This is a genomic window from Pseudomonas sp. HP_14 (assembly GCF_055283875.1).
Genome location: NZ_JBTOQI010000043.1, coordinates 182,066 through 196,453 on the forward strand (window position 1 = coordinate 182,066; position 14,388 = coordinate 196,453).

A 14,388-nucleotide genomic window follows, 5' to 3' on the forward strand; every position below is an offset into this window, starting at 1 on the left:
TGTGCTCTACCCATTTGTCTTTCATTACTTGAGGAGTCAACGATGAGCAGCAACGTTACTGTGCGTTCAGTGGTGTACCAGATTGACGGCCAGCCTTACGAGAGCCGTCTGGTTTTTGACTCGGGTGACGCGTCTTCACGTCCTGGTCTGTTGATGGCCCCAAACTGGATGGGTGTCACCGAAGGCGCCGAGAAAATCGCACAGGCGGTGGCAGAGCAGGGCTATGTCGTGTTTCTGGCTGACCTCTATGGCCAGAGCACTCGGCCGCAGAACAATGATCAGGCTGGCGCAGCGATGATGCCGCTCAAGGACGATCGTGGGTTGTTGCGCAAGCGTATGCAGGCTGCTCTGGATCAATTGCTGGCCCAGACTGACGCACCGGTTGATGCCGACAAAGTCGCCACTTTCGGTTTCTGCTTCGGCGGTTGCTGTTCTCTGGAGTTGGCACGCACCGGCGCGAACCTGAAAGCTGCCGTATCGTTCCACGGCACGCTGGACACGCCAAACCCGGCTGATGCGAAAAACATCAAGGGTTCGGTGCTGGTGCTGCACGGCGCTTCGGATCCGTTGGTGCCTAAAGAGCAACTGCCAGCCTTTGAAGCTGAAATGAATGCGGCAGGCGTTGACTGGCAGTTGCTGAGCTATGGCGGGGCAGTGCATTCGTTCACCGACCCTCACGCACAAACGCCGGGCATGATGCAGTACGACGAAAAGACCGCGAAACGGGCGTTCGTGTCGATGCACAACCTGCTGGATGAAGTGTTCAAGGGCTAACACGCGAGGCGTGAATAACGGTGGGAGCGAACTTGTTCGCGAGGCGATGTTCCTGAATGCGCAGGCCCAACCTCGCGAACAAGTTCGCTCCTACCGTGCTTTATGGCAGTTCGATCCTGCCAATCTCCCCGGGCACTGTCGGCCAATTCCCGGCTGCCCAGCGGGTCCGGGCCTGTTCGATCAGCGCAGGGTCACTGGCGACGAAATTCCAGTTCATGCGCCGAGGGCCATCCAGCGGTGCGCCGCCGATCAGCACAGCGTGGCATTCGCTTTCTGCACACAAAGCCACTTCTTTCCCGGGCTCAAGTACGACCAGCGTCCTGGGTTCCACCGCTTCGCCGTCCACTGAAGCTTCGCCGTCGAGCACATACAGCGCCCGCTCTTCATGTTCGGTCGGGATCAACAGTGTGGTTGCGGTTTGCAGGTGTAATTCGGCGTAAACCGTCGGCGACAGGACCGGTACCGGCGACTTCAGACAGAAGCCGCTCCCCGCAATCATGCGAATCTGAATGCCGAGGTTGTCACTGAGTGGCAGGTTGCTAGCCGGGTGGTGGCTGTAGTGGCCTTTTCCTTGCTCATGGCTTTTAGGCGACGCGATCCATACCTGCAGGCCGTGCATGCGCGAGCCGCTGGCTAACAAATCTTCTGGCGTACGCTCGATATGAGCGATGGCGGCTCCTGACGTCATCCAGCTCACTTCACCCGGGTTCACCATCTGATCGCTGCCCAGGCTGTCTCGATGCAATAGACGGCCTTCAAACAGATAGGTGAGGGTCGACAGGCCTATGTGCGGATGCTGGCGTATGTCGATGCCTTTGCCCGGCGCATAGTCGGTTTCGAGCATGTGGTCGAAAAACACGAACGGACCGACATTGCGACATTTTGCCGAGGGCAGTGGGCGCAGGATGGGCTGGCCCTCTACGTCTTCGGCGCGGGGTTTGATGATAAGCATCGTGGTTATCTCGGTATTCTTGATGGTTCAGGCCAAAGTTGTCTGGATACTGATTTCGGCGCTGGTCATCAATTTATGGACCGGACAACGATCGGCGATGCGGTGCAGCAAGGTGCGCTGCTGGTCGCTGAGGTCGCCCTCAAGAGTTAGCTGTACGTTGAGGCGATATTGGCCCTGGCGCTCTTCACTGTCGTCGTGAGAGACACTGACGCTGATGCCTGTCAGTGGAATGTCATGCTGGCTGGCGTACAGCTTGACCGTCAGCGTCTTGCAGGTGGCCAGCGCGGCATCGAAATAATCATGAGGGGAGGGCGCGGAATTTTCGCCGCCAAGTGAGACAGGCAAATCGGTGTACAGCTCATGCTCGGCGTTGATGCTGACTTTGTGCCGAAAGCCTTGTAGGGCCAGGGTGCTGACGATGACGGACATGAAGGCCTCGGGGGGTGCAAGATTGAAAGTCATAGCCTAGCCACAAAAAAGGCGCCTCGAAAGGCGCCTTTTTCAATACCAACTATCAACTGGGCAGATTACTTGCCCTGCCAGCGCTTCATGACCAGCGTGGCGTTAGTGCCACCGAAACCGAAGCTGTTGCTCATGACCTGGTCGATTTTTGCATCTTCCTGGGTCTTGAGCAGGATCGGCATGTCAGCGACAACCGGATCCAGTTCGTCGATGTTGGCCGAGCCAGCGATGAAGTTACCTTCCATCATCAGCATGCAGTAGATCGCTTCGTGAACGCCTGCGGCGCCCAGGGAGTGACCCGACAGGCTCTTGGTGGAGCTGATGGCCGGAGCTTTACCAGCGAAGACTTCGCGAACGCCTTCCATCTCTTTCGCATCGCCGACTGGAGTCGAGGTGCCGTGAGTGTTGAGGTAGTCGATCGGGCCTTCAACGGTGGACAGTGCCATCTGCATGCAGCGGATGGCGCCTTCGCCGCTCGGAGCAACCATGTCGTAGCCGTCGGAAGTAGCGCCGTAGCCAACGATTTCAGCGTAGATCTTGGCACCGCGGGCCAGAGCGTGTTCCAGCTCTTCCACCACGACCATGCCGCCACCGCCAGCGATGACGAAGCCATCACGGTCGGCGTCGTAAGCGCGGGAGGCTTGTTCCGGCGAATCATTACGCTTGCTGGACAGTGCGCCCATGGCGTCGAACAGGAACGACTGGCTCCAATGCTCTTCTTCACCACCACCGGCAAACACGATGTCCTGTTTACCCATCTGGATCTGTTCCATGGCGGTACCGATGCAGTGAGCACTGGTGGCGCAGGCAGAAGCGATGGAGTAGTTCAAGCCCTTGATCTTGAATGGCGTGGCCAGGCAAGCAGAAACCGTGCTGCTCATGGTCCGCGTAACGCGGTACGGGCCAACGCGCTTGACGCCTTTTTCACGCAGGATATCCAGCGCTTCCATCTGGTTCAGAGTCGAAGCACCACCGCTGCCGGCGATCAGGCCGGTACGCGGGTTGGAGACTTGCTCCTCGGTGAGACCCGAATCAGTGATGGCGTCTTTCATGGCCAGGTAGGCATAGGCTGCCGCGTGGCCAACGAAGCGATAGATCTTGCGATCGATCAGCTCTTCAAGGTTGAGGTCAATGGAGCCGGAAACCTGGCTACGCAGACCCATTTCGGCATATTCCGGATTGAAACGGATGCCAGGGCGGCTTGCACGCAGGTTGGCGGAGACGGTCTCTTTGTCATTGCCCAAGCACGAAACGATGCCCAGACCAGTGATAACGACGCGGCGCATGCGGATAACCCTTAGAAGTTGTCAGTGGAGGTGAAGACGCCGACGCGAAGGCCTTCGGCGGTGTAGATCTCGCGACCGTCGACAGTCACCGAACCATCAGCGATAGCCAGGTTCAGCTTGCCCTTGAGGACGCGTTTGATCTGAATGTTATAGGTGACTTTTTTGGCGGTCGGCAAGACCTGGCCGAAGAACTTTACTTCGCCCGAACCCAGTGCGCGTCCACGGCCTGGCAAACCCTGCCAGCCAAGGAAAAAGCCTACCAGTTGCCACATGGCATCAAGGCCGAGGCAGCCCGGCATCACCGGATCACCTTCGAAGTGGCATGCGAAGAACCACAGGTCCGGATTGATATCCAGCTCAGCGACCAACTCACCTTTGCCGTACTTGCCACCCTCTTCGCTGATATGGGTGATGCGATCAACCATCAGCATATTAGGGGCGGGCAGTTGCGCGTTACCTGGGCCGAACAGCTCACCGCGACTGCAGCGCAGCAAGTCTTCCCGGGTAAAGGCGTTTTGTTTGGTCATGCGAGCTCCTCAATAATCTTGTGCGGCAGGGTGGGGTATCGTGTGCCCCAGAAGCCAGTCCTGGCCGGCTGACTCGCCAGGGGGCTGCCGTCAGCCTACTCATAGACTATTGCGTTGTAGTGAAAGTCACAGCACAAGGAAAATGAAAGTACACTTGTGCACTGAAATTTGCCATCCAGCCGACCCTTATGGTCGATTCGGCTTACAAGACTGCCGCAATTTAACATTTATCGCCAGTCGCAGATGTCCGAAAGGGCACCCATCGCTGTAAAACCTGCTGTAAATCAGTACGTTTGAAGGGTTTGGCAAGGTAGTCATTCATCCCCGCCTGTAAGCAGGCGTCCCGATCACCCTGCAAGGCATTGGCGGTCAGCGCGATGATCGGTACCTGATCGAGCCCCGGCAACTGTCGAATCCGGCGCGTGGCTTCGTAGCCATCCATGACCGGCAGTCGGCAATCCATGAAAATTGCGGCGTATTGCCCACTGCCAGCCATGCTCACTGCTTGGGCGCCGTCCCGGGCGACTGCGACCTGGTGTCCGAGGTTGTGCAACATGGCGCGAATGACCGCGCAATTGACTTCGTTGTCCTCCACCAGCAGGACGCTGCGTTGTTCGCCGTCAGCCGTGATATGCGAATCGCTGTGGTCGGGTGCATCGTCTGTATTAGAAATCACCGTCATCGGGATTTCCAGGGTAAACAGCGAGCCTGAGCCTTCGGTGCTTTGTGCCCGCAGCGTTCCGCCCATGCGCTCCGCCAGTGTCCGGGCAATGGGCAGACCTAACCCCGTGCCACCGTATCGACGTGAAATCGAGCTGTCTGCCTGCTGGAAAGCATCGAACATGGATTCCAGACGGTCATGGTGGATGCCGATCCCGCTATCACGCACGTGACACACAAACAGAATCCGTCCTTCATCCAGAGACTCATACTCGGCTTCAACATCAACGCTGCCCTGCTCGGTGAATTTCAGGGCATTACCAATCAGATTGACCAGAATCTGCCGGATGCGGGTCGGGTCGCCCTGAACCCGCAACTGATCGAGCCCCTGTTGGAGGTGCAAGCGCAGCGACAGATTGCGTTGCTGCGCATCGTGGCTGAAAGCCTGACTTGACGTACTGACCAGTTCCGCAACATTGAACGGGATATTTTCCATCTCCAGCGAATGCCGCTCAAACCGGGAAAAATCGAGGATATCGTTGATCACTCGCAGCAAATGCTCGGTGGACTCGGTGGCGAGTGCCGAGTACTCGGCCTGCTCTTCGGTCATTTGCGTGGTTTCCATCAGTTGCAGCATGCCCAGTACGCCATTCATCGGGGTGCGCAACTCATGGCTCATCATTGCCAGAAAGTCTGATTTCGCCCGGTTGGCGCGCTCTGCTTCTTCTCTCGCCTGGATCAATTGTTCAATGAAGCGTTGTTGCTCGTGGCTGGCTTTATCCAGGTCAGCCGCAAGATTGTTGATATGCCTTGCCAGATCACCCAGTTCTGCGTCATCAGGCACAGGCAATGGGGTTCGGTAATCACCTTGCTGGATTGCTTTGACCGCTTCGCCCATCGCACTGATGGGTTGGGAAAGGCTTGAAGCCAGGCGCCTCGCGAGAATGAACGTGAACAGCAGGGCGAACAGCGCGAGAATCGCGGCCTTGAGCAGGATCTCCTGTTGACGTTCACTGAACGCTTCATTGGACATACCCACCAGCACCCGGCCCAGATAGTCCTGGGCTGCGCTGACAGTATCCTCATGGTTGCCGAGGAAGTCCTTGCCCAGCTTGATTTGCTGTGAACGAATCGGCGCCTGGAAGATTTCCACCTGCTTGGGATGGGCGGCCGACTCTTCGGACTGCTCGACGTACACCAGTACTTTGTTATGGCTGTCCTGTACTTCTATGAAGCGCACATGCGGGGTCGATAATGTTGCGCGCATCAAACCTTTCAGGACTTCGTCGTTGCCAACGATCACGCCGTACTCCGACGCAGGTGCCAACTGGTTGGCGATCAACTGACCGGTATGATTGAGCTCCTGCCGCAGATCCTGAATGCGCACAAACGTGAAAAAGCAGATCAGCAATAGAGTCAGCAGGAGGGCGGGTCCGAGACTGATCATCTGTGTCCGGGTATTGATATCCCAATGGCGACGAACTTTCATGGCTGCTGCTCCGCCTGACTCAGGCGTGTGGTCACTGCTGCGTCGTCAATCGCGATGATCCCCAGGGATTGGGCCACTCGCGGATTACTCGTCACTTTGAAGCGTCGTGGATACTGTGCACGTGGCCATTGCTCCGGGGGCTTGTCGAGGAGTGCATCAAGCGTGTCCAGCCAGTCGATTTCATCGCTGTAGGTGCTGGCCAGGCTTCCTGCTTTGACAAACGCTGCGTTAGGTCCTAGCAACGCCTGCTGATGGGCATAGCTGCTGAGCAGGAGGTTCTTGGCGGTTTTTGCGTTATACAGGTCCGGGTCATCAAGCCCCAACAATACATCGCTGCGGCTCAACAGGTTCTGCAGTGACTGGTTTTCCGCATTGGGTGTCCAGGGCTGGGAGATAATCCGCAACCCCATGGACAGTGCTGCGTGGCGCAGTTCTTTGAGCAGGAACTGGCTTCTGTTGTTGAACAACACACCGATTTGTCGGGCTTCGGGCAGCAGGTGCCGGATCAGGAGCAACTGGCGCGTGACAGGGGGATCGCTCCATAACAGGCTCAACGTCGGCGGGCGCTTCTCGCCCAGTCGTTCGTGGGCCTGGATCCGGCTGACGCGCAACACCAGCGTACTGGGGCCTTCGCTGTCGCCCAAACGCCACTCCAGGCTTGCCGTGTCCAGCAGCACGAGGCGCGTGTGGTCGGAGATTTTCCCGGGTGACGGCATCTTATCTGTTTCGACAAAGCGTACATGGTCGCCAGGGCGACGGTGGCTGAGGTCGCTCACAAAGCTCTGGATGCTCGGGCTGGTTCTGGCGGCAGTCAGCAAAATATCTGCTGCGGACGCAGCGGCGCAGTGCGCCCACATGAGCGCCGCGGCTACGATGCAGCGCAGCGTTCTGCCTGAGAAAGCCACAGCCGTGTCCATACTTGTTCGTCCGGTTACCGCACTATTCATGCCCGGCATGTTAACCGAGACGAAGCTTATTGCCACGCTGGGTGTGGTTGGGTGTCGTCGGGTGGTTTTTGGTGTAGTGGTTTTGTGGGCATATCCGTTATTGCGGTAACGGCTGATATGGGTTGCGCTGTAAAAGCGCAACCCATATCAGCCATGCCCGCGGTATCGGATATGTACACAAAACACCACATGGAAAATGTCTAGACCCCTGCGAGTCCTAATCCCCTGGAAACACACGCAATGAAGGTTGTCACTGGCCGCCATCGTCATGCTCCGTATAATGCCGTCATCGCCAGATGAGATGGCTCTAGATGGATATTTTTATGACCACACAGCAACCTGTTGCGGTTCTGGGGGGCGGCAGCTTCGGCACCGCAGTGGCCAACTTGCTGGCGGAAAACGGCCGTCAGGTCCGGCAATGGATGCGCGACCCGGAACAGGCCGAGGCGATTCGGGTCAATCGCGAGAACCCTCGTTACCTCAAGGGCATAAAAATTCTGCCCCTGGTCGAGCCGGTCACAGACCTGGCAGCGACTCTGGATGAATGTGAGCTGGTTTTTGTCGCCTTGCCGTCCAGTGCTTTACGCAGCGTGCTGGCGCCTCACGTCGAGCGTTTGACGGGCAAGATGCTGGTCAGCCTGACCAAAGGGATTGAGGCGCAGTCATTCAAGCTGATGAGTCAGATCATTGAAGACATCGCTCCGCAGGCCCGAATCGGCGTGTTATCAGGTCCCAATCTGGCGCGTGAAATCGCAGAGCACGCGCTGACTGCAACCGTGGTCGCCAGTGAAGACGAGGACCTCTGTCAGCAGGTTCAGGAAGTGCTGCACGGCAGGACGTTCAGGGTTTACGCCAGTAACGACCGCTTTGGTGTGGAGTTGGGCGGGGCGCTTAAAAACGTCTACGCGATTATCGCCGGTATGGCCGTGGCGCTGGACATGGGCGAGAACACTAAAAGCATGCTGATCACCCGTGCATTGGCGGAGATGACCCGTTTTGCCGTCAGCCAGGGCGCCAACCCGATGACCTTTCTTGGGCTGGCGGGCGTCGGTGACCTGATCGTGACCTGCTCTTCGCCCAAGAGCCGTAACTATCAGGTCGGATTTGCCTTGGGGCAGGGCTTGAGCCTGGACGAGGCCGTCAACCGCCTTGGCGAAGTCGCGGAAGGTGTCAACACGCTCAAAGTGCTGAAAGTCAAAGCTCAGGAGCTACAGGTGTACATGCCGCTGGTCGCGGGCTTGCATGCAATTCTTTTCGAGGGTCGTACGCTCAGTCAGGTCATTGAACTGTTGATGCGCGCCGAGCCCAAAACAGACGTGGACTTCATTTCCACAACCGGCTTCAACTGATAGACCTCATCCCGGGAGAAGATTGTGAACGAGTCGAAAATCAAGCAGCACGAATCAATTGTGCTGCGCATCCTCTGGATGGTGCTGTTTGTAGTGATCTGGCAACTCGCCGAACTACTGCTGGCAGGAGTGGTTCTGGTGCAATTGGGCTATCGTCTGATTTATGGTGCGCCGAGCGCCAGTCTGATGAACTTTGGCGACAGCCTGAGTCAGTTTCTCGCGCAGATAGGTCGGTTTGGCACGTTTCACACTGACCAGAAGCCGTGGCCGTTTGCGGACTGGCCGACGCCTCGTGCGCCGGATGGCGAGACGCCGCACAGCATCCCACCTGCCGCGCATCCTGTGCGCGATGAGGAGCCCAAACTGTGAAGCTATGGGTGTTGCGGCACGGAGAGGCTCAGGCTCACGCACGCAGTGATGCGCAGCGTGAGCTGACCGGTCATGGTCGTGAGGAGGTCCTGCAAAGTGCCGCTCATTTGCTGGGTAAACCCCTGACGCGAATCCTAGCCAGCCCCTATGTTCGAGCACAGCAGACTGCTGAACTGGTGCGTCAGGCGCTGGGTTTCAGCGATGCTGTGGTGACGGTGTCCTGGCTCACGCCGGAAAGTGATCCGGGCAAAGTGCTGGGTCAACTGGACGCTTATGCCGCTGATGATGTTTTGTTAGTCAGCCATCAGCCTCTGGTGGGTGCGTTGATCGGGCTCGCCGTGCACGGCAGCTATCAACAGCCGCAGCCCATGAGTACTGCCAGCCTGGCTGAATTGAAAGGTGAATTTGCGCTGGCCGCAGCGATGGAATTGCTGAGCGTGCGGCACGTTTGATGTGCCTGGCTAGCTGACTCGGCGTGAAGCTTTTCCGACAACCAGAGTCCTGCCCGCTAGTTTGAGGCGCCTTTATCGTCCGGATATGGGCGCCCGGGTTTCACTTGCGTTACATCCCTCAAGCCAGGCACTCATTGCATAAAACTGCTTTCAGATAACCGGCAACCAAGCAGTTGCTTGGTCGACTACGCTTGCTCCGAATAAAAATAAAAAGGAGTGAGTCGCAATGACTATCGCCGTTGCTTTGCCGTTGAGCCGCTTCTATGACCGTGAGGCTCAGAACCCTGACACGCCCTATCTGGTTCAGCCTCTGGCTGATGGGCGGGTACAGTCCTTGAGTTGGTCAGAAGTCGGCAATCAGGCGCGGCGGGCAGCGCATTGGTTGCGACGTCGAGGGCTGCCCCGAGGTAGCTCCATCGCAATTATTTCGAAAAACTGCGCTCACTGGATCATTGCCGATCTGGCGATCTGGATGGCCGGACATGTTTCAGTGCCGCTGTACCCCAATCTGACCGCAGACTCCGTGGCACAGGTTCTGGAGCATTCCGATGCTGTACTGGTATTTGTCGGCAAGCTCGATGAATGGCCCGCCATGAGTCGTGGACTCAAAGTCGGGCTGCAAACCATCGCCTTGCCGATTTGCCCTGCTGACGCACAGTTTGATTTTACCTGGGATGATTTACAGCGCTGGGAGCCCATCAAGGACAACCCTTACGGGCATGCCGATCAGCTGGCGACGATCATCTATACCTCGGGAACCACAGGTGCTCCCAAAGGCGTGATGCACAGTTTTGGAAACCTGGCATTTGCTGCAACTTATGGCAGCAGCATCTTTGGCCTGGGTGAAAAAGACCGTTTGTTTTCCTACCTGCCGTTATGCCATGTGGCTGAACGAATGTTTGTCGAAATGGCGTCGTTCTATGGTGGCCAGACGGTCTTTTTTGCGCAGAGCCTCGACACTTTTCTCGATGATCTGAAGCGCGCGCGACCCACCGCATTGTTCGCTGTGCCGCGCATCTGGACCCGTTTCCAGATGGGCGTCTACAGCAAAATCCCGCCTGCGCGTCTGGACCTTTTGTTGGGCTTGCCACTGATCGGCAGTTATATGGGACGCAAGGTGCTCAAGGGGCTGGGGCTGGATGCCTTGAAAGTGTCCTTGTCCGGGGCCGCGCCTGTTCCGCAAACGTTATTGCACTGGTATCGGCGGCTGGGTCTGGATGTGCTGGAGGTCTACGGCATGACTGAGAGTTGCGGGTACTCGCATATCTGTCGACCTGCAAAGCAGAAGCCGGGCTGGATTGGGCAGCCTTGCCCTGAAGTTGAGGTGCGCATTGCCGAAAATGGTGAGGTGCTTGTGCGCAGCGGGGCGAACATGTCCGGCTACTTCAAGGACCCGCAGAAAACCGCTGAGACGCTGACGGATGACGGCTTTCTGCACACTGGTGACAAAGGCGAACAGGACGCTGACGGTTATTTACGGCTGACGGGCAGGCTCAAAGAGATCTTCAAAACCAGCAAAGGAAAATATGTAGCACCGGCGCCTATCGAGAACTTGCTGGCCATGCATTCGCGAATTGAACAAGTCTGTGTGGTGGGCGAGGGCCTGGTCGCGCCGCTCGGTCTGTGTGTGCTGTCGGCCGCTGAGTCTCAAGCGCTCTCAAGTGCAAGTCGCGCGGCGTTGGAGAAGAGCCTTGCGACGCTGCTGGACAGGGTCAATGCCGATCTCGACAAACATCAACGCTTGCACAGATTAGTGGTGGTGAAAGATAGTTGGGGGGTCGAAAACGGTTTCCTGACTCCGACCCTGAAGATCAAACGCACAGTGATCGAATCCGTTTATGGCGAGCGCTTTCAGGAATGGAGCTCGCGTCCGGAGGCGGTGGTGTGGCAGGAGTGAGGCGATGAATTCCAGCGCTCAGTGTTCGGGCGCTTCATAACAAGGATTGACTATGAGCGTGTGGCGCGAAACTCCGAATCTTGAGCAACTCAATGCCAACAGCAAAAACACCATTCTTGAATTGCTCGATATCCGTTTTGAGTCTTTTACCGAGGACTCGCTGACCGCCAGCATGGTGGTTGATCACCGTACTCATCAGCCTTACGGCCTGCTGCACGGCGGGGCGTCAGTGGTGTTGGCCGAGTCGTTGGGTTCGTCAGCCAGTTATCTGTGCATCGACACCAGCAAGTATTTTTGCGTCGGTATCGAGGTCAACGCCAACCATCTGCGAGGCGTGCGCAGTGGTCGGGTAACGGCAGTGGCACACGCGGTGCACATCGGTCGCAGCACCCATGTCTGGGATATCCGCCTGACCAACGATGAAGGCAAAGCCAGCTGCATCTCGCGGTTAACTGTTGCTGTCGTGCCTCTAGGTCAGGAACCTCCGGCACGCTAAGTGTCGCTTATGCCGTCTGATGGCCGGATCACCGTGTTCGATGGCCGTTACGATCATTGCTGAGATGCCCGTTCGTTACGCACAATCGCAATTGATCTGGTCATTGGGTGCTCCGGCATGTCGCAACAGGTGTTCTTCGCTCACGCCAACGGTTTTCCGTCTGGTACCTACAGCAAGCTATTCACGGCACTAGGGCCGGACTACGCCGTGAGCCATCTCGATCAGCATGCCCACGATCCACGCTTCCCGGTGGATGATAACTGGCTGAATCTGGTGGATGAGCTGATTCATCATCTGCGTGAGCAGCCCGAGCCAGTGTGGGGTGTCGGGCATTCTCTGGGTGGTGTGCTGCATTTACATGCTGCGATGCGTTGCCCTGAATTGTATCGCGGCGTGGTCATGCTCGATTCACCGGTGCTGACCCTCGCTGATCAATGGATGATTCGCGCTGCCAAGCGGTTTGGTTTTATCGATCGTATTACTCCGGCCGGGCGCACGCTGGGGCGTCGCGAGGCGTTTGCCGACATTGAGTCGGCGCGACTGTACTTCTCTGGCAAAACCCTGTTCCGCCGCTTTGATCCCGAATGTCTGGACGCTTACCTGCAACATGGCTTGCACAATGATGGCGAGCAACTGCGCCTGCGTTTCGATCCCGCCACGGAAATCAGTATTTACCGCAGCGTGCCACATACCAGTCCGGGCCAGTCCCGGCAGCTCAAACTGCCGCTGGCTGTGGTGCGTGGCGAGCACAGTCGAGTCGTGATGCGCCACCATGCGCGTTCTGTCAGGCGGATGCCCCAAGGGGAGTATTTGTCTATGCCAGGCGGGCATATGTTTCCTCTGGAACGTCCTGAAGCCACGGCGCAGATGCTCAAGGCACTGTTCAGCCGCTGGACAGCCGGTGTCGACGCATGAGTCATTCAGTGGAAGAAGTCCGTTTGAGCCTGCCGCACATCGAGTTGGCGGCGCATTTGTACGGTCCTGAAGACGGTCAGCCGGTCATCGCCTTGCATGGCTGGCTCGACAATGCCAACAGCTTTGCCCGACTTGCGCCGCTGCTACCGGGTTTGCGCATTGTTGCGCTGGATCTCGCCGGACATGGTCATTCCAGCCACCGCCCGCCAGGCGCGAGTTATGCGCTGGCTGATTACGTTCACGATGTACTGCGGGTTGCCGAACAACTTGGCTGGCAGCAGTTTTCATTACTGGGCCATTCCCTGGGAGCAATTATTTCGGTGTTCCTCGCCGGTGCATTGCCTGATCGTGTGTCGCGACTGGCGCTGATCGATGGTCTGGTACCGCCTACCGGTGAGGCAGATAACGCAGCAGAGCAGTTGGGCAAGTCTTTACAGGCGCAGTTGCGTCTGGCGAACAAACGCAAGCCGGTTTATCCCGATCAAGAGCAGGCGATCTGTGCGCGGATGAAGGGGACGGTCGCGGTCACCCGTGAAGCCGCCGAGTTGCTGGCCCAGCGCGGCTTGATGCCGGTGCCGGGTGGTTACACTTGGCGCAGTGATGAACGCCTGACGTTGCCCTCGGCCATTCGCATAACCCGCCCGCAAGCCATGGCGTTCGTCGAGGCTATTCGCTGTCCGACACATTTGGTAGTAGCTTCTCAAGGGTTACTGGCGCAGCAGGAGGCGTTGCTTTCAACGCTGCCTTTTGAGGTCTCGGGCCTGTCAGGAGGCCATCATCTGCATCTCAACGATCACGTCGGGGCGAGCGCTGTTGCAGACTGTTTCAATCGCTTCTTCGCTGCGCCTTGACTTGCGTCAGGCAACTGTCGAGGCTGGGCGGGTTGAAACAGGAATCAATCATGATGGATCTATGTATCGCTGCACCTTTTAAACTGCCCGTTAACGCTTTTTCCCCGAACGTGACGCAATGAGCGCGCCTATGGGAGTGACTCGCGCATTTGGATTGACCTTGTGTGCATCTGTACTCAGCACATCCTTGTGGGCTGCCGACGTCCCCGGCAGCAGCGATCTGCAGATCGTGCCGAGGCTGGCTGACGCCGAAATCGTCGATTACCGTCCTGCTGCCGAACTTGAACGCATCTATCCAATGGGCTCAATCCGCAAGATCAGCGGGCAACTGCGCTTTGATGGTCAGATCAACGCCCGTGGCAATGTCACCGGTGTGACCTATCAACTACCAGCCGAACGTACCTCATATGAGGCTTTTACCGCTGCTCGCGAAGCGTTGCAGGCGCAAGGTGCCGAGCTGTTGTTCTGGTGTCAGGCAAGGGATTGCGGCGAAAGCAGCCTATGGGCCAACGAAGTGTTCGGCAACGCCAAACTGTACGGCGCGGACGAGCAACAAGCGTATCTGCTGTTGCGCCTGGCCGAACCCAAAAGTGACACGCTGGTTGCCTTGTACAGCATTACGCGAGGCAATCGCCGGGCTTACCTGCATGTCGAGCAGTTCGAAGCTGCTGCACCGCTGGGTGAGTTGATGCCCACATCCGGCACGCTGCTGCGGCAGTTGAAAAGCACCGGCAAGCTGGCGTTGCCAAAACTGGCGGGCGCGCCTCAGGATGCGTGGCTGACGTTGTTGTCGCGCGGTCTGAATCTGGACAGCAGCTTGCGCGCCACGGTCTCGGGTCCCCAAGCTGAAGTCTGGCGTCAGGCATTGATTGGCAAAGGTGTGCGAGCAGCGCGACTGGAGGCAGGAACCGGCGATACGACCGGGCTGCTTATCGAACTCATTCGCTGAGTAAGGCTCTTAT

15 protein-coding genes are annotated in these 14,388 nt (G+C 57.6%); 9 read left to right on the forward strand and 6 right to left on the reverse strand.

Annotated elements, in window-relative coordinates; all coding sequences use genetic code 11:
* Nucleotides 1-42 precede the first annotated feature (42 nt).
* Complete coding sequence (locus ACYASS_RS22625; RefSeq protein ID WP_463587749.1) at nucleotides 43-774, forward strand: dienelactone hydrolase family protein; 732 nt, start codon at nucleotides 43-45, stop codon at nucleotides 772-774.
* Between the two features lie 100 nt (nucleotides 775-874).
* Here the strand turns inward: ACYASS_RS22625 and ACYASS_RS22630 are convergent, their stop codons facing one another.
* The 6 genes from ACYASS_RS22630 to ACYASS_RS22655 all read right to left on the reverse strand — a co-directional run bounded on the left by ACYASS_RS22630 (nucleotide 875) and on the right by ACYASS_RS22655 (nucleotide 7,067).
* A complete protein-coding gene (locus ACYASS_RS22630; protein ID WP_463587843.1) occupies nucleotides 875-1,735 on the reverse strand; it encodes a pirin family protein in 861 nt (286 codons plus the stop codon).
* Between the two features lie 18 nt (nucleotides 1,736-1,753).
* Nucleotides 1,754-2,155, reverse strand: a complete 402-nt coding sequence (locus ACYASS_RS22635; protein WP_463587750.1) for an OsmC family protein — start codon at nucleotides 2,153-2,155, stop codon at nucleotides 1,754-1,756.
* Between the two features lie 98 nt (nucleotides 2,156-2,253).
* On the reverse strand, nucleotides 2,254-3,474 hold the full coding sequence (gene fabB, locus ACYASS_RS22640; protein ID WP_463587751.1) for a beta-ketoacyl-ACP synthase I: 1,221 nt from the start codon (nucleotides 3,472-3,474) through the stop codon (nucleotides 2,254-2,256).
* 11 nt (nucleotides 3,475-3,485) lie between these two features.
* Entirely contained in the window at nucleotides 3,486-4,001 is a 516-nt protein-coding gene (fabA, locus tag ACYASS_RS22645; RefSeq protein ID WP_027898655.1) for a 3-hydroxyacyl-[acyl-carrier-protein] dehydratase FabA, read from the reverse strand.
* Between the two features lie 220 nt (nucleotides 4,002-4,221).
* On the reverse strand, nucleotides 4,222-6,150 hold the full coding sequence (locus tag ACYASS_RS22650) for a response regulator (RefSeq protein ID WP_463587752.1): 1,929 nt from the start codon (nucleotides 6,148-6,150) through the stop codon (nucleotides 4,222-4,224).
* Nucleotides 6,147-7,067 (reverse strand): ABC transporter substrate-binding protein, encoded by a 921-nt coding sequence (locus ACYASS_RS22655; RefSeq protein ID WP_463587753.1) that lies wholly within the window; start codon nucleotides 7,065-7,067, stop codon nucleotides 6,147-6,149. Before ACYASS_RS22655 ends, ACYASS_RS22650 begins: the two co-directional genes overlap by 4 nt.
* A gap of 353 nt (nucleotides 7,068-7,420) precedes the next feature.
* On the opposite strand from ACYASS_RS22655, the gene ACYASS_RS22660 reads away from it, so the two are divergent.
* From ACYASS_RS22660 to ACYASS_RS22695, 8 genes are all read left to right on the forward strand, one after another.
* Entirely contained in the window at nucleotides 7,421-8,446 is a 1,026-nt protein-coding gene (locus tag ACYASS_RS22660; protein ID WP_122666552.1) for an NAD(P)H-dependent glycerol-3-phosphate dehydrogenase, read from the forward strand.
* A 78-nt stretch (nucleotides 8,447-8,524) separates the two neighbouring features.
* Nucleotides 8,525-8,815 carry a DUF4389 domain-containing protein gene (locus ACYASS_RS22665; protein ID WP_243248414.1) on the forward strand — a complete coding sequence of 97 codons (291 nt, stop codon included), beginning with the start codon at nucleotides 8,525-8,527 and terminating at the stop codon, nucleotides 8,813-8,815.
* Nucleotides 8,812-9,267 carry a phosphohistidine phosphatase SixA gene (gene sixA / locus ACYASS_RS22670; RefSeq protein WP_463587754.1) on the forward strand — a complete coding sequence of 152 codons (456 nt, stop codon included), beginning with the start codon at nucleotides 8,812-8,814 and terminating at the stop codon, nucleotides 9,265-9,267. Before ACYASS_RS22665 ends, sixA begins: the two co-directional genes overlap by 4 nt.
* Before the next feature lie 226 nt (nucleotides 9,268-9,493).
* Nucleotides 9,494-11,164 (forward strand): AMP-binding protein, encoded by a 1,671-nt coding sequence (locus ACYASS_RS22675; RefSeq protein WP_463587755.1) that lies wholly within the window; start codon nucleotides 9,494-9,496, stop codon nucleotides 11,162-11,164.
* A 52-nt stretch (nucleotides 11,165-11,216) separates the two neighbouring features.
* Nucleotides 11,217-11,660 (forward strand): hotdog fold thioesterase, encoded by a 444-nt coding sequence (locus ACYASS_RS22680; protein ID WP_463587756.1) that lies wholly within the window; start codon nucleotides 11,217-11,219, stop codon nucleotides 11,658-11,660.
* Nucleotides 11,661-11,777: 117 nt separating this feature from the next.
* Nucleotides 11,778-12,575, forward strand: coding sequence for an alpha/beta fold hydrolase (locus tag ACYASS_RS22685; protein ID WP_463587757.1), 798 nt, complete (start codon nucleotides 11,778-11,780; stop codon nucleotides 12,573-12,575).
* Nucleotides 12,572-13,426: an alpha/beta fold hydrolase gene (locus ACYASS_RS22690; protein ID WP_463587758.1), complete on the forward strand. Its 855-nt coding sequence runs from the start codon at nucleotides 12,572-12,574 to the stop codon at nucleotides 13,424-13,426. Before ACYASS_RS22685 ends, ACYASS_RS22690 begins: the two co-directional genes overlap by 4 nt.
* 130 nt (nucleotides 13,427-13,556) lie before the next feature.
* A complete protein-coding gene (locus tag ACYASS_RS22695; protein ID WP_463587844.1) occupies nucleotides 13,557-14,375 on the forward strand; it encodes a DUF4892 domain-containing protein in 819 nt (272 codons plus the stop codon).
* Nucleotides 14,376-14,388 lie beyond the last annotated feature (13 nt).